Source organism: Streptomyces cyaneus (genome assembly GCF_004028635.1).
In the GTDB taxonomy this organism is placed as follows: Bacteria; Actinomycetota; Actinomycetes; order Streptomycetales; family Streptomycetaceae; genus Streptomyces; species Streptomyces cyaneus.
In genome coordinates this window covers 467,598-482,218 of the sequence record NZ_RQJW01000005.1, presented here as the reverse complement: position 1 = coordinate 482,218, position 14,621 = coordinate 467,598, and the positions used below count along the sequence as shown (strand labels likewise).

The 14,621-nt window shown below is 68.9% G+C and carries 13 protein-coding genes; 9 read left to right on the top strand and 4 right to left on the bottom strand.

The window, feature by feature from the left end; all coding sequences use genetic code 11:
* The first annotated feature begins 46 nt into the window (after positions 1–46).
* The 3 genes from EHO50_RS20745 (at position 47) to EHO50_RS20735 (ending at position 3,538) form a co-directional block, all read left to right on the top strand.
* Positions 47–1,072, top strand: a complete 1,026-nt coding sequence (locus tag EHO50_RS20745) for an ATP-binding cassette domain-containing protein (protein ID WP_167517975.1) — start codon at positions 47–49, stop codon at positions 1,070–1,072.
* Positions 1,069–1,890: an ABC transporter permease gene (locus EHO50_RS20740; protein WP_128431903.1), complete on the top strand. Its 822-nt coding sequence runs from the start codon at positions 1,069–1,071 to the stop codon at positions 1,888–1,890. The genes EHO50_RS20745 and EHO50_RS20740 overlap by 4 nt, the downstream gene beginning before the upstream one ends.
* Positions 1,891–2,017: 127 nt before the next feature.
* Positions 2,018–3,538 carry a cellulase family glycosylhydrolase gene (locus EHO50_RS20735; protein WP_128431901.1) on the top strand — a complete coding sequence of 507 codons (1,521 nt, stop codon included), beginning with the start codon at positions 2,018–2,020 and terminating at the stop codon, positions 3,536–3,538.
* A gap of 136 nt (positions 3,539–3,674) precedes the next feature.
* Here the strand turns inward: EHO50_RS20735 and EHO50_RS20730 are convergent, their stop codons facing one another.
* From EHO50_RS20730 to EHO50_RS20715, 4 genes are all read right to left on the bottom strand, one after another.
* A complete protein-coding gene (locus tag EHO50_RS20730) occupies positions 3,675–4,958 on the bottom strand; it encodes a helix-turn-helix domain-containing protein (RefSeq protein ID WP_164904893.1) in 1,284 nt (427 codons plus the stop codon).
* Positions 4,959–5,224: 266 nt separating this feature from the next.
* Entirely contained in the window at positions 5,225–6,475 is a 1,251-nt protein-coding gene (locus EHO50_RS20725) for a PucR family transcriptional regulator (protein WP_128431897.1), read from the bottom strand.
* A gap of 61 nt (positions 6,476–6,536) precedes the next feature.
* A complete protein-coding gene (locus EHO50_RS20720) occupies positions 6,537–7,295 on the bottom strand; it encodes a hypothetical protein (RefSeq protein ID WP_128431894.1) in 759 nt (252 codons plus the stop codon).
* Positions 7,296–7,400: 105 nt separating this feature from the next.
* A complete protein-coding gene (locus EHO50_RS20715) occupies positions 7,401–8,048 on the bottom strand; it encodes a TetR/AcrR family transcriptional regulator (protein WP_128431892.1) in 648 nt (215 codons plus the stop codon).
* A gap of 311 nt (positions 8,049–8,359) precedes the next feature.
* Between EHO50_RS20715 and EHO50_RS20710 the strand changes: the two genes are divergently transcribed.
* From EHO50_RS20710 to EHO50_RS20685, 6 genes are all read left to right on the top strand, one after another.
* Entirely contained in the window at positions 8,360–9,337 is a 978-nt protein-coding gene (locus tag EHO50_RS20710; protein ID WP_128431890.1) for a beta-ketoacyl-ACP synthase III, read from the top strand.
* 91 nt (positions 9,338–9,428) lie between these two features.
* The gene (locus EHO50_RS20705) at positions 9,429–10,628 is read left to right on the top strand and encodes a hypothetical protein (RefSeq protein ID WP_128431888.1); all 1,200 of its coding nucleotides are present in this window, start codon (positions 9,429–9,431) and stop codon (positions 10,626–10,628) included.
* 20 nt (positions 10,629–10,648) lie between these two features.
* A complete protein-coding gene (locus EHO50_RS20700) occupies positions 10,649–11,839 on the top strand; it encodes an adenine nucleotide alpha hydrolase family protein (protein WP_128431886.1) in 1,191 nt (396 codons plus the stop codon).
* A complete protein-coding gene (locus EHO50_RS20695; RefSeq protein ID WP_128431884.1) occupies positions 11,836–13,050 on the top strand; it encodes an alpha/beta hydrolase family protein in 1,215 nt (404 codons plus the stop codon). Before EHO50_RS20700 ends, EHO50_RS20695 begins: the two co-directional genes overlap by 4 nt.
* A 27-nt stretch (positions 13,051–13,077) precedes the next feature.
* Complete coding sequence (locus EHO50_RS20690) at positions 13,078–13,350, top strand: acyl carrier protein (RefSeq protein ID WP_128431882.1); 273 nt, start codon at positions 13,078–13,080, stop codon at positions 13,348–13,350.
* Between the two features lie 28 nt (positions 13,351–13,378).
* Complete coding sequence (locus tag EHO50_RS20685; RefSeq protein WP_128431880.1) at positions 13,379–14,608, top strand: beta-ketoacyl-[acyl-carrier-protein] synthase family protein; 1,230 nt, start codon at positions 13,379–13,381, stop codon at positions 14,606–14,608.
* The last annotated feature ends 13 nt before the right edge of the window (positions 14,609–14,621 follow it).

Below are 14,621 nucleotides of genomic sequence, written 5' to 3'. Positions count from 1 at the left end.
GGTACGGTGTACTCAGTTACCGAGGTGGGCGAGACAAGGGGGACCCATGACCGACGGATACGCCGTCCGCGCCGAGGCACTGGAGAAGCGCTACGGCGAGAAGCGCGCCCTCGACGGCTTCGACCTGGCCGTCCGCGAGGGCACCGTGCACGGCCTGCTCGGGCCGAACGGCGCGGGCAAGACCACCGCCGTACGCATCCTGTCCACGCTGATCAGGCTGGACGGCGGCCGGGCGACGGTGGCCGGTCTGGACGTGGCCCGGCAGTCGCGCGAGGTGCGGGCGCGCATCGGGCTCACCGGGCAGTACGCGGCCGTGGACGAGGTGCTCACCGGCCGGCAGAACCTGGAGATGTTCGGCCGGCTCTTCCACCTGGGCGGCAGGCGGGCGAAGGTGCGCGCCGTGGAGCTCCTGGAGCAGTTCGACCTGACCGACGCCGCCGACAAGGGCGTCGGCAAGTACAGCGGCGGCATGCGGCGCCGCCTCGACCTCGCCGCCTCCATGATCCTGGCCCCGGCCGTCCTCTTCCTCGACGAGCCGACGACGGGGCTCGACCCCCGCAGCCGGGGCGAAGTCTGGGATTCCGTGCGGGCGTTGGTGGCCGACGGCACGACGGTCCTGCTGACCACGCAGTACCTGGAGGAGGCCGACAAGCTGGCCTCGCACATCACCGTCATCGACCAGGGCCGGGCCATCGCCGACGACACCCCCGACGGGCTGAAGAACCTCGTCGGCGGCGACCGTATCGAGGTCGTCGTCGCCGAACGGACCGACATTCCGCGGGCGGCGAAGGTCATCGCCCGCGTCTCGGACGGCGAACCCGAGACGGAGGAAGGCGAGTTGCGGGTGCACGCGCCCGTGATCGACCGGGTGTCCGCGCTGACCGAGGTCGCGCGGACGTTGCAGGACGAAGGCGTCCAGGTCGAGGACATCGGGCTGCGCAGGCCGAGCCTCGACGACGTCTTCCTGCGCCTGACCGGACACCGCACCGAGAAGCACGACAAGAACGACACGAACGAGAAGTACGAGAAGCACGACAAGAACGAGAAGCACGACAAGGGGGCCCGCGCATGACCGCCGTAGACCTGACCGTCCCGGCCACGCACGGCCGCCTGTACTGGACCCTCGTCGACGTCTGGAACATCGTCCGCCGCGGCCTCACCCACTACCAGCGCCAACCCGTCAACATCGCCTGGCAGCTGGGCTTCCCGATCCTCTCCGTCCTGCTCTACGGCTATGTCTTCGGCAGCGCGATGAAGGTGCCCGGCGGCGGGGACTACAAGGACTTCCTGATGCCGGGCATGTTCGTGATGACGATGGCGTTCGGCTTCATCAACACCGCCACCCTCGTCGTCTACGACTCCACCAAGGGCGTCATCGACCGGTTCCGCTCCATGCCGATGGCCTCGTCCGCGGTGGTCGCCGGGCGCGGCATCACCGATCTGCTCGCCGCCTGCGCCGAGTTGGCGATCATGATGCTGACGGCCTTCGCGATGGGCTGGCGCCCGGACGGCGGGTTCGGCTTCCTCGGTGCCTTCGGCCTGCTGCTGTGGCTGAGGTTCGCGCTGATCTGGATCGGGGTGTGGCTGGGCCTGCTGGTCCCCAACCCGGAGGCCGCCGGTGGCCTGTTCGCCGTCGCCTTCCCGCTCACGATGATCTCCAGCATCTTCGTCGCACCGCAGCTGATGCCCGACTGGCTGGGCTGGGTGGCGGCCTGGAACCCGATCTCGTCCACCGCCGCGGCCAGCCGTGAGCTGTTCGGTACGCCGGTCGGGGGCGGGGACTCCTGGGTCGAGCAGCATGCGCTGCTGATGGCGTGGGTGTGGCCGGTGATCCTGACGGCGATCTTCCTGCCGCTCGCGGTGCGGAGGTTCCAGAAGCTGAGCCGGTGACGGGGCCCCTCAATGCCGCGCATCTCCTTGACGTGCCCATGGTGCGTCAGTTTCCTGGGAGATGCGCGGTGCATGGGAGCGCTCCCATCGATTCCGGGGCCGCGCCTCCCCGAGAGGAACAAGGGACATGTTCCGCAGCTTGCGAAGAGCGCTGTGCGCGGTGGCCGCCGCGCTCCTGTTACCGCTGACCGGAGCCGGCACGCAGCCGGCCCGGGCGGCCGAGGCACAGGCCGGCGCCGGCTACTGGCACACCAGCGGCCGGCAGATCCTGGACGCGTCCGGGCAGCCGGTCCGTATCGCCGGGATCAACTGGTTCGGCTTCGAGACCGGCAACCACGTCGTCCACGGCCTGTGGACCCGCGACTACAAGAGCATGCTCGACCAGATGAAGTCGCTGGGCTACAACACCCTCCGCCTGCCCTTCAGCGACGACATCCTCAAGCCCGGCACCATGCCGGACAGCATCAACTACGCCGACGGCAAGAACGCCGACCTGCAGGGGCTGACGTCCTTGCAGGTCCTCGACAAGATCGTGACGTACGCCGGTCAGGCCGGCCTGAAGATCGTCCTCGACCGGCATCGCCCCGACGCGGGCGGCCAGTCGGCGCTCTGGTACACGAGCGCGGTGCCGGAGTCGACCTGGATCGCCAACCTCAAGGCACTGGCGGCGCGCTACAAGGGCAACAGCACCGTCATCGGCATCGATCTGCACAACGAGCCCCACGACCCCGCCTGCTGGGGCTGCGGCGACACGACCCGCGACTGGCGCCTCGCCGCGCAACGCGCCGGGAACGCCGTCCTGTCCGTCAACCCCGAGCTGCTGATCATGGTCGAGGGCGTCCAGTCGTTCAACGGCGTGAACGGCTGGTGGGGCGGCAACCTCATGGGCGTGGCCCAGTACCCGGTGCAGCTCGACGTCCCGAACCGGCTCGTGTACTCGGCCCATGACTACGCCACCAGCGTGGCCCAGCAGTCCTGGTTCAGCGATCCGGCGTTCCCCGACAACATGCCGGGCGTCTGGGACAGGTACTGGGGCTACATCTTCAAGCAGAACATCGCCCCGGTGTGGGTCGGCGAGTTCGGTACGACGCTCCAGTCGACGGTGGACCAGAAGTGGCTGGCCGCGCTGGTGACGTACCTGAGGTCGACGTCGACGTACGGGGCGGACTCGTTCCACTGGACGTTCTGGTCCTGGAACCCCAACTCCGGTGACACGGGCGGGATCCTGAAGGACGACTGGTCGACCGTGGACACCGTGAAGGACGGGTATCTGGCGAGCATCAAGGCGCCGGGATTTCCGGGCGGCGGAAGCGGGGGCGGCGGTGATCCCGACCCGGGCGGCGGCACGGCCGCTTGCAGCGCCGTCTACACCGTCAGCAGCGACTGGGGCGGCGGCTTCAACGCCGAGGTGAAAGTCACCAACTCCGGGGCCACGGCGCTCAAGTCCTGGCGGGTGACCTGGACCTGGCCAGGCTCCCAGCAGGTCACCAACATGTGGAACGCGTCGTACACCCAGACCGGGTCGACCGTCACGGCCACCAACGCCGCTCACAACGGGGCGATCGCGGCCGGAGGTTCGGCGAGCTTCGGGTTCGGGGGCGCGCCCGGGGGTGGTGGGGTGCCGACGGTGAGTTGCGTGGCGACGTGAGCTGCGACGTGAGCTGCGACATGAGCTGCGACATGAGCAGTGACATGTGAGCAGGAACGTGAGAGCAACGACTTGAGGGCAGCGACGTGAGAAGGGCGCCCGGTCTGTGCCGGGCGCCCGACTCGAATCCGGGTTCTCAGAACAAGGAGTCCCACAGTTCGAGGACCGCGGGGAACATGGCGCACAGCTGTGCCGCACGGTGAAGCAGGGGCCAGTGGGCTCTGCTGAGGGCGTTCAGACCGGTGAGGCTCTCGATGCGGCCGGTGCGGTGCCGGACCGTCTTCTCGTGGATGTTCAGGGCGGCGGCGACAGCGCGGACGGATCCGTCGTGCCGGTCCAGGGACTGCAGCGTCTCCAGCAGAGAGGTCCGCTGGCCCTCCGGGAGGCGCAGGATGGGGCCGATGACTTCTTCGACGTAGTCGCTGACGTAGTCGACCTGCTGGTTGGCGAGCATGCGGTGCCAGAGCAGTCGCTTGGCGTCGATGACCCGGTCGTCCTGGTCGATCGAGTCACTGAGGGGGAGGACCTCGCAGGTCGCGGTGTAACGGGCCGGCGCTTCCTCGAAGGTGACAGCCCGGGTGTACACGGTGGTGGAGGTGACGGTTCGGCGCAGCCACTTGGTGAAGGGGACGATGTCCTCGGCGGGGCACAGCAGAAGTGTGCGCGGTTCCGGATCCCGGATCGGCGCGGCTATCACCTCGGCGGACCGGCCGATCCGGATGGTCGTGGCCTCGGTGTGCTCGAAGAGGTGGCCACGGGTGACGGCGATGGACGCGGGGAAGAACGAGTCCAGCTCGCTCTCCAGGACCAGCTTCGTCAGGTAGGAGCGCCGCCACGACTGGGTCGGTTCGGTGATGAGGGTGCACAGGGCGTCGATCGGCCGATGATGCTCGCCACCGTGGTGCCGGGCGCGGCGGTGTTCCGCGTATCCGTCCGCGATGAGGCCGACCATCTCCTCGCTGATTTCCAGCAGCCGCTTTCCGTGATGTTCGAGCCGGGTCATCACGGGGCCGGAGAACCCGCTCTCGTCACAGGAGCGGAGGGCTTCGCTGTGCCCGAGAAGCAGGACGCTGTGGATGACGACCAGGGTCGGGGGGCGCCCACCGGACGCGGCGATCGTCTCCCCGACTCCGTGGAGCTCATGGCGCTCCCGGTCATGGAGGGGCCGCTCCTGCAGGCAGGCCCCCAGTCCGATGCGCAGACAGCACCCGATCCGCTGGAGCAGGTGCGCATCCTCGGGAGCGGCCCGGTCGAAGATGGATCCGGCGAGCGCTGTCACGCGTGGAGCGACGATGCTCGCCAATAACGCGATGCGTTCTTCGTCGGGCAGGGCGTCGGTGAGGTCGTCGATCGGGTCATCGGGTAGGTCGTTGCAGGGACGGGACTCGCCGGTCACTTGCCGCCCGTTACGTATCGGCATGTAAAGATTCCCCCTATGCATTTACGCAGCATTAACGCGCATAGACGCACAACGCGTATCGCAGCTACATGCATCGACCATCGTCCACTAAAGCCCCGAGATCCATGTACACCACAAGATGATCACCAAGGCCTTTCGAGACGATCACCAGCAGGGTTCAAGACCTACAACCGGACTCGCGGCGCAAGTGCCGCGGGGCATGACAAAAACCGCAGATCAATGTCTTGACCTGCGGTTTCTGCGGGAAGGTGGGCGGGGGGAGCCGCTCAGGCGGACCGGCTCATGACGTTCTCGAAAAGTTCACATGCCTGGTTGAGTTGGGGCCAGTGATTTCTGGTGAGGGCGTTCAGGCCGGTGAGTGCCTCTATACGGCCGACGCGGTAGCGGAGTGTCTTCTCGTGGATGTTGAGGGACGCGGCCGCCGCGCGTACGGATCCGTTGTGTTTGTCGAGGGAATGCAGTGTCTCGAGGAGGGGGATGCGCTGTGTTTCCGGCAGCCGAAGGATGGGGCCGATCACCTCTTCGACATAGTCGCCCACGTTCTCGATGCGCTGGTTCCTCAGCATGCGGTGCCAGAACAGGCTTCGGGCATCGATGAAACGCTCGTCGTGGTCGATCGGGTCACCGGCGGTGAGGATGTCGCGGGTCGCCGTGTAACGGGCGGGCGCTTCTTCGAAGGTGACGGCCCGGGTGTGCACCGTGGTGGTAGTGACCGTCCGGCGCAGCCACAGCATGAAGGGGCCGGTGCTGGCGGCGGGGCAGAGGATGAGCGTGTGCGGATCCGGAGCGGCGACGGGGGCGACGACGATGTTCGCGGAGTTTCCTATGCGTAGGGTCGTCGGTTCGGTCGCCGTGCCGACATGTCCCTGTGCGATGGCCATGACGGCGGGAAAAATGCCGTCGAGACCGCTCTTCTGGACGATCTTGGTGAGGTAGGTGCGCCGCCAGGAGTCGGTGGGCCCGGTGATGAGGGAACACAGGGCGTCGACAGGGCGCCTCGGCTGCGTCGCCCGGCCGCGGCCGAAGCGCTCCTCCGCGTATCCGTCGGCGATGCAGCCCGCCATTTCCTCGCTGAGCGGGAGAAGCCGCTTGGCCCCCTCTTCCAGGCGAGCGGAGAACGACGGCGGCAGGGCGTTCTCCTGGCAGGCCCGGAGGGCCTCGCCGTGCCCGAGGAACAGCACGCTGTGGATGCCGACGAGGGCAGGCGGTCGTGCTCCCGAGGCCGCGATCGCCGTTCCGACGCGGCTGAGTTCGCGGCGCTCGTCCTTGGTCAGGGGCCGTTCGTGCAGGCATGTCGTCAGCCCGATGCGCAGGCACTGGGTGACGCGGTGCAGCAGGTGTGACTCGTCGGGACCGGTCCGGTCGAAGATCGCTCCTGCCAGGGCGGCCACCCGTGGTGCGACCGCTCTGGCCAGCAGCGCGGCCCGTTCGCGGTCCGCGACCGTGAGCTCCTGGTCTTCCGGTTCCGGTTCCGGTTCTGGTCCGGGTCCCGGTAGTTCCGGTACGGGTTCCGCCACCCGTTCTTCCACCCCGTAGAACACAGTCTTCCTTTCGGTCGTTCGTCGTCCCCGGCCCGGGTCAGTTGGGCAGCTTGGGAATGATCTTCAGACGCTGGTCCATGTCGTCGAGGTCCTCCGACATGCTGGTCAGCGTTCCGTTCATGCCGCCCATCTGCTTGGAGAGATCCTTGATGCTCGACTTCATGTTCTGGACGTTCTTCGCCACCGTGGGCAGTGACGAGGCGTCCTTCTCCAAGGCGCTGACGCTCGCGTTGAGATCAGTGATCTGATCGCTCAGTTTCGCTATCTTGGAGGCCATTCCGGGCAGCGGCTTCATCAGCTCCCGCATGGCGGTCATGTTCTGGTTGAGCAGCAGCATCCGCTGCTTGAGGTCGCCCAGCGCGTTGAGCTTCTTGTTGGTCGTCCCCAACTGCGCGTTGGTGGCGCTGAGCTGCTTGTTCGTGGTCCCCAACTGCTCGTTGGTCGAGTTCAGTTTCTTGTTCGTCTCGCTGAGTTGCCTGTTCGTCGTGCTCAACTTCCTGTTGGTGTCACTGAGCTGCTTGTTCGTCAGGGCGAGACCCGACGTCGTGCCGTCCTGGATGTGGACGAGCGCGTCGTGCATACGCGTGAAGTTGAACTGCAGGACACTCAGGATTCCGAGATAGAGCAGCGGGGCGATGAGGAGAATCCGCTTGGGCGTCCCTCCGCCGGACGGCTTCTCCTTCTCCTTCTTCTCCTTCTTCCTTCCTTTCCCGCCCGTCGGGTTCTGCTCTTCGTCCCCGGGCGGGGTGGCGAATCCCTCGTCCCGGTCGGGGACCGCGGTCAGCTTGTCGCTCATGGGTAACCTCGTTTTTCCGTGGGGGCATGGCTTTGCGCCCGACGAGCGCCGGCGAACGGGGAGGTGCGGGGGCCGGGGGTGTGCGGCTTGGCTGCCGGGCTGTCGCTAGGACGTCGGGAGGGCGTCGTCGCGCAGGCAGGTGTGCAGGATGAGCCGGGAACAGATGTCGGTGGCCTCCTCGTCACTGAGGCTCGTCCACGGAGGCAGGTGGAGGCCTTCGATCAACCCGCATACGGCGATGGCCAGTTGGTCCAGGTCGATCTCCGGGCGCATCCCGGGGTGCGCCGAGAGCAGCTCCAGGCGGTCGCGCAACTGCTTGACGATGCTGTCGCGGATGCCGGTCTCCAGCTCGCGCATCTCAGGGTGATCGATGCACGCGTCAGCCCATGCGGTCAGCAGCCCGGCGGCCCCGCGACGGCGGGTCACCACCAGGGCGACGGTCGCCCTGAGCCCGCCGACCGGGTCGTGCAGGAGCTCGGTGAACTCGGTCGTCTCGACCAGGCCGGTGATCTCCTCGAGGCGCTCGCCCACCACCGCGAGCAGCAGGTCGCGCTTGCTGCCGAAGCGTGTGTACACGCTGCCCACGGACGTGCCGGCCGCCGCCGCGACCCGCTCGACGGAGGTGCCGCGCCAGCCGTCGGTGCTGAAGCCGGCGTCCGCCGCACGCAGCAGCGCGGCGTGGGTCTCCTGGCTGCGCCGCTGTTGCGGTCTGGCCGGACCGCGGCCGAGGGGTCGGCTCCCGTACGAGCTCATCGCAGCCTCCGATATATGAATTCAGATTCGTAAGTCAGGTTCATGTTTCCCCTCGGTGTCTGAGCATGTCAACCACCGATCGCTCGCGGCGTTCCACTGCCGGAGGCCCGCATCCACGGCGTGACCTGCGGCTTTCAAGCCCGGATGCCAAAGCTGGGACGGCCCGATCTGGGCATCGGTGATATTGCTCGTGGCTCTTCCCCGCGGCGAGGCTGAAGCACGTCGGAACAACACGTCGACCGGCACATCGGTCGACACGAGGAACGACGAACGGGGAGACGTGTCGAGATGATCACTTGCCAGGTGCGTCGATGAGCGCACAGACACGGCGGACGTCGGCGCGGACATCGACGGGGCCGCGGATCCTGGCGTTCGGCCACTACCAGCCCGAGCGCGTGGTCACCAACGAGGAACTCGCCGCCCGGGTGGACACCAGCGACGAGTGGATCCGCAGCCGCGTCGGGATCGCCAGCCGGCACATCGCCGCCCCACAGGAGTCGGTGACGGACATGGCGGTCCACGCCGGGGCGAAGGCCCTGGCCGCCAGTGGACTGCCGGCCGACGAGATCGACCTCGTGGTCCTGGCGACCTGTACCCAGGAGACCCAGATACCCGTCGCGGCGCCCGCCGTCGCGCACCGGTTGGGCATCGAGGCGCCCGGGGCCTACGACATCAACGCGGGCTGCGCCGGCTTCACCTACGCGCTGGCCGTCACCGCCGACGCGCTGCGCGCGGGGTCCGCCCGCAACGCGCTGGTGATCGGCTCGGACAAGATGTCGGCCTGGGTGGACCCGTCGGACCGGTCGACCTGCGTGATCTTCGCGGATGCGGCGGGCGCCGCCGTGCTGGCCGGGCGAGGCTCCCACGACGGGTGGATCGGCCCGGTCGCCTGGGGCAGTTCGGGCCGGAACGCCGACAAGATCACCGTCAGGGACCGGCACTCCTTCTTCGCCCAGGACGGCCAGGCCGTCTACCGCTGGGCGACCTCGCTGGCGCCGGTCGCGCTGGAGGCATGCCGGCGCGCCGGGGTCGCGCCCACCGAACTGGCCGCGTTCGTCCCGCACCAGGCCAACCTGCGGATCGTCCGGTCCCTGGCCCGCCAACTGGGCGCTCCTCAGGCGCTGGTGGCCGACGACATCGTCGAGTCGGGCAACACCTCCGCCGCCTCCATCCCGCTGGCGCTGTCCCGGATGACCGAGCAGGGCCGGCTGCACTCCGGCGACCCCGTGCTGCTGCTGGGCTTCGGCCACGGCCTCACCTGTGCGGCCCAGGTCATCACCGCTCCCTGATCAGCCTCCGAGGGCGCTCGTCCCTCACCCACCGCAATTCACCCGCCGCCACGTCACCGCATCCACCTGCCGCGCTACCCGGAGGACAGCCATGTCCCAACCCACCCGCTACCTCGGCCCGAACGCACTCTTCGACTGGCTCGATGCCCAGGACGGCAAAGGGACCGTAGACGTCGTCCTGCTGACGCATCCCCGTGACGAGGGGGACGCACCGCGTCTGTTCCCCTTCATCGACAAGCTCGACCAGCGCGATGTCGCGGGACTGCAGCGCCACCTCAACCCCATGTTCGGCGAGATCATCAGCACCGGTTCCTTCACCGTCGGCATCATGTTCCTGCCCTTCTTCGCCCATGAGCTCATCGAGCCCAAGAGCCGCCGGCGCTGTGCGCAGATCCTGCAGGAGGACGCCGTCCGCATGGCCGCCAAGGTCGGGGCGAAGATCCTCTGCCTCGGCGGGCTCACCGGGGCCCTGTCCCTGTACGGCCGACGGCTGGTCGAGCCGGCCGCGCAAGCGGGCATGACGGTGACCACCGGCCACGCCCTCACCGCCGTCGGCGTCCACCAGACCTATTGGCAGGCGATCAAGGAGCTGCAGCGCGACCCCGGCACCCAGCGGCTGACCGTGCTCGGCGTCGGCAGCATCGGCCGAGCCTTCACCCAGCTGCTGCAGGCGAGCGGGCGTCCGCCACGGGAGCTGGTCCTGGTGGACCGCCCCCAGGCCGCCGGCAAACTCGAGAAGCTGGCCCGGGAGTTCGAGGAGCGGACCGGGACGCCCACGCTCACCGAGGTCACCGACTCGCTCGGCGCGCTCGTGCCCGGCAGTGCCTGCTACGCCACCGACGTCCTGGTCAGCGCGGTCAGCACCCCGTATGTCGTGGACATCGACAAGGTCGCGCCCGGCACGGTCCTGATCGACGACAGCCAGCCGTACTGCTGGGACCGCGACAAGGCGTGGCGGCGTGTCACCGAGGCGGCCGACATCGTGCCGTGCGACGCGGGCCTGGTCGACTGCTCCGGCATCGGCTACACCTCCGGCTTCCCCTTCGACTTCGCCGACGTGGACGCCGACGGCAACAGCACCACGGCCTGGACCTGCCAGACCGAGGGCATGCTCCTCGCCCTGGACGACCGGCTGCCGCGCACCATCGGCGAGCCGTCGATCGAGACGATCCTCGCCTACGAGGACGCCTACCTCGCGAACGGGCTGAGCATCCCCACGCTGCAGTGCGGCCCCAACCCCCTGCCCATCGACAAGATCCTGGCTGCCGTCGCGCCCGGCACCGCCGCCTGACTTCTGAAGGGGAGCAGACAGTGACAGCACTGACACCCGACCAATCCGTCTGCACGCGGTGCGGAATGCCGCTGGCGTACGACGCCTTCCTGCTGTCCGCGGAAGGAAAGCCGCCCTCGCCCGACCCCGAGCTGTGCCTGCACTGCGCGAGCGGGGCCAAGGTGGTGGACCGCACCGGGCAGAGCACCGACAACCAGTGGATCCTCGACCTGATCCTGCGCACGTACCAGGCCAAGAGCCGTGGCACCCGGGGCCTGGCCTCGGTCCTCGGCAAGGTCAACTCCGTACTGCCCTCCGGCATCCGCTCGCTGACCGAACTGGTGGGCAGCGTGCCGGAGAAGAAGCCCGGCTCCGTCGACGCCATGGTGCTCTACAGCGGCGGCAAGGACTCCAGCTGGATGCTCATCGACCTGGCGAAGCGCAAGGAGTTGAACGTCGTCGCCTGGATGCTGGACCAGGGGTACCAGTCGCCGGCCGCGATCAGGAACGCGCAGAAACTGTGCGACAGCCTGGGCGTCGAACTGGTCATCGCCAAGCCGCCCCGCGACCCGATGGACACGCTGTTCCGGCTCGGCTTCACCGTGAACGAGACCGGCGATCCGGAGCTGATGCGCTCGGCCATGACCTACGGCTCGGCCTGCTGGCCGTGCTTCGCCACGATCGCCGCACAGGCCACCCTGTACTGCCACGAGAACGACGTCGCCTTCTGCTTCATCGGCACCCAGAAGGGCCAGAACCGGATGGACCTGGCCGGCTCCCCGGCCCTGTCCGGCGGCGCGCTGCCTCCGGTGATGAGCATGCTCGACAAGTTCGTCGCCCCGATGCGGCAGCACGCGGAGTCGAACGCGCCCGAATCCGCCGAGCTGCTCAAGACCGCCGAGTGCCGCAGCGTGCTCATCCCGTTCTACGAGTTCGTCGAGAAGCCGCCGTTCAAGGAGCAGATCGCCGACCTGGAGCGGGCCGGCTGGCACATGCCGAAGAACACCGGCGCCTGCAGCACGAACTGCATGATGAACGAGCTCGGGCGCAAGGTCATGCGGAACCAGTACGGATTCGACCTCTACCAGATCATCGACGCCCATGAGCGCCGGCTGTCCGACGAACCGACGCCGGCCGACGTCGCCGTACTCGACGAGGACGCCGTCCGCATGGGCGCGAAGCTCATCGAGCTGACGCCCGTGGAGCGCCTGAAGTTCGGAGTCGACAAATGACCGACACAACGAGCGCCCGCAAGAACAGGGCGGACATCGGCGGCTACCGCTTCGTCGACCACGTCGCCCGCCGCGCGGTCAGCTCGCTCTCCCACGTCATCGGCGTCAAGAACGTCACCCGGCCGTTCTGGAACCGCTGGCGCATGTCCGGCATCGACGACGAGACCCTCATGCGGTTCCTGGCCGGCATCGACAGCATCGACGACTGGCCGCAGGCCGCCATGGAGTTGGTGGACGCGGCCGAGCGCGAGCTGGGGACGGCGACGACCCACACCCGCGAGCGGCGGGTGGAGCTGCTGCGGCGGCTGTCGTACCTGGCGCACATGGCCCAGTGGGGCTCGCTGCCGATGACCGACCTGAAGCGCCAGGCGTACCGCAAGTCGCGCGACTACTACATCGAGGCCGAGACGCTGGTCTGGGGCGAGAACTACCTGCGGGTGCGTGTCCCCTTCGACGGACACGAGTACGCCGCCAACCTCCACCTGCCCGAGCGGGCGCCCGAGGACGGCCGCGGCCTGCCCCTCGTCGTGATCCTGCACGGCATGGACGACACCAAGGAGGAGCACCTCGCCACCGAGAACGGCCTGTGCGAGGCCGGTTTCGCAGTGCTGGGCATCGACGGGCCGGGCCAGGGCGAGAGCCTGATCCTGGAGGACAAGACCTGGCCGGGCAACTTCCACGAGATCGTCCCCGCCGCCATCGATGCCCTCGCCGGCCCCTACGGCCTCGACGCGAGCCGCGTCGGTGTGATCGGTATCAGCTGGGGCGGCCTGTGGGCCCTCAAGGCCGCCGCTGCCGACGAACGCGTCGCCGCCGTCTACGACCTGGGCGGCCCCGTCGACGCCGGGCGGTGGAAGAAGCTGCCGTACTTCCTCAAGAGCAAGTACGGCCAGGTCCTCGGCATCGAGGGTCCCGACGAACTGCCGGACTACCAGAGCGTTTTCTCCATCACCGACCCCGGGATCCTGCGCCGGATCGAGGTCCCGGTGCGGATCGTGCACGGCGCGAAGGACCCGCTCGTCAAGGTTCGCGACAAGGAGTGGCTGCGCGACACCCTCCTCGGCATGCATGCCGAGCAGGACGTGACCCTGCTGACCTTCGCGGACGGCGACCACTGCTGCACCGGCCACGGCGCCGAGATCCGCGCCGACGGCGCCGACTTCTTCGGTCGGGTGCTGGGCGTGCCCCAGGGCTCGCGGCTCGCTGCCTGACCCCAACGGATCGGAAAGGAACGGAACATGACCACCCATACAGAGGCCCCCGTGAGCGCCGAACAGCAGGAGATCCTGGCGAAGCTCGCCGCGATCATCGAGGAGATCGCCGAGGTCCCCGCCGACCGCGTCTCCCTGGACAAGCGCTTCGTCGACGACCTGGACATCGACTCCCTGTCCATGATCGAGATCGCCGCGCAGACCGAGGCCACCTTCGAACTCGACATCGCCATCGAGGAACTGGCCGAACTCCTCACCGTCGGGGACGCGGTGCAGCTCGTCCTGGCCGCGCGGGCCTGACGGCCGGCGGACCTGCGCGGAGGGAGCCATGAGCGACAACGACATAGTCGTCACCGGCCTGGGCGCGACCACACCTCTCGGCGGTGACGTCTGGTCCACCTGGAACGAGATGCTGGCCGGACGCAGTGGCGTCCGCAGGCTGGATGCCGAGTTCGTCGAGAAGTACCGGCTGCCGGTCCGGATCGGCGCTCCGCTCGCGGTGGACCCGGCCACCGCCCTGCCGCGTGGTGTGGCCCGCAGGCTGGACCGCTGCGCCCAGGCCGCGGTCGTGGCCGCCGAACAGGCCTGGGAGGACGCCAAGGCCGGCGACCGGGTCGACCCGGACCGGGTCGGTGTCGTCGTCGGAACCGGCATCGGAGGCGTGCGCACGCTCCTGGAACAGGCCGAGCTGCTGGCCCGGGACGGGCTGCGCCAGATGTCCCCGCTGACGGTGCCGATGCTGATGCCGAACGGACCCGCGGCGCACGTCGGTCTGGCCATCGGCGCCCGGGCCGGCGTGCACGCCCCGGTCTCGGCGTGCGCGTCCGGAGCCGAGGCGCTGGCGTGGGCGTGGCGGATGCTGCGCACGAACGAGGCGGACATCGTCGTCGCCGGCGGGGCGGAGGCCAGCCTCACCGGAGTCACGATGGCGGCGTTCGCCCGAGCCCGCACCCTGAGCCTGCGCAACGACGATCCCGAGCGGGCGTCGCGGCCCTGGGACGTCGACCGGGACGGCTTCGTCCTCGGGGAGGGCGCCGGAATCCTGGTGCTGGAGCGGGCCGAGCACGCCCGGGCCAGGGGCGCCAAGGCGTACGCGCGTCTCGCCGGGGTCGGGACCAGCGCGGACGCCCACCACATCACCGCTCCCGACCCGACCGGGCGGGGGCAGGCACGGGCGATCGGCGCCGCGGTCCGCAGCGCCGGCCTGCTCCCCAAGGACGTCGGCCACGTCAACGCGCATGCCACCTCCACGGTGGTCGGTGACATCCCCGAGACCGTCGCGATCCGCTCCGCGCTCGGCGACCACCCCGTACTGACCGGCCCCAAGGGGGCGTTGGGCCATCTCCTCGGCGCCGCGGGAGCCGTCGAGGCGATCGCGACCGTGCTCACCCTGCGGCACGGGATCGTCCCGCCGACCGCCAATCTCGAACGGCTCGACCCCGAAGTGCGGCTCGACGTGGTGGCCGGCCGGCCCCGGCAACTGGACACCGCCGCCGCCGTCACCGACTCGTTCGGCTTCGGTGGCCACAACATCGCGCTGACGTTCACGACGGCCTGACCACGGAGGAACG

What these genes read in the sequence shown, in the direction of transcription:
- EHO50_RS20720 (WP_128431894.1), bottom strand. Translation starts at nt 7,295, where the DNA reads ATGAGCGACAAGCTGACCGCGGTCCCCGACCGGGACGAGGGATTCGCC.
- EHO50_RS20690 (WP_128431882.1), top strand. Translation starts at nt 13,078, where the DNA reads ATGACCACCCATACAGAGGCCCCCGTGAGCGCCGAACAGCAGGAGATC.
- EHO50_RS20695 (WP_128431884.1), top strand. Translation starts at nt 11,836, where the DNA reads ATGACCGACACAACGAGCGCCCGCAAGAACAGGGCGGACATCGGCGGC.
- EHO50_RS20705 (WP_128431888.1), top strand. Translation starts at nt 9,429, where the DNA reads ATGTCCCAACCCACCCGCTACCTCGGCCCGAACGCACTCTTCGACTGG.
- EHO50_RS20735 (WP_128431901.1), top strand. Translation starts at nt 2,018, where the DNA reads ATGTTCCGCAGCTTGCGAAGAGCGCTGTGCGCGGTGGCCGCCGCGCTC.
- EHO50_RS20710 (WP_128431890.1), top strand. Translation starts at nt 8,360, where the DNA reads ATGAGCGCACAGACACGGCGGACGTCGGCGCGGACATCGACGGGGCCG.
- EHO50_RS20740 (WP_128431903.1), top strand. Translation starts at nt 1,069, where the DNA reads ATGACCGCCGTAGACCTGACCGTCCCGGCCACGCACGGCCGCCTGTAC.
- EHO50_RS20685 (WP_128431880.1), top strand. Translation starts at nt 13,379, where the DNA reads ATGAGCGACAACGACATAGTCGTCACCGGCCTGGGCGCGACCACACCT.
- EHO50_RS20715 (WP_128431892.1), bottom strand. Translation starts at nt 8,048, where the DNA reads ATGAGCTCGTACGGGAGCCGACCCCTCGGCCGCGGTCCGGCCAGACCG.
- EHO50_RS20745 (WP_167517975.1), top strand. Translation starts at nt 47, where the DNA reads ATGACCGACGGATACGCCGTCCGCGCCGAGGCACTGGAGAAGCGCTAC.
- EHO50_RS20730 (WP_164904893.1), bottom strand. Translation starts at nt 4,958, where the DNA reads ATGCCGATACGTAACGGGCGGCAAGTGACCGGCGAGTCCCGTCCCTGC.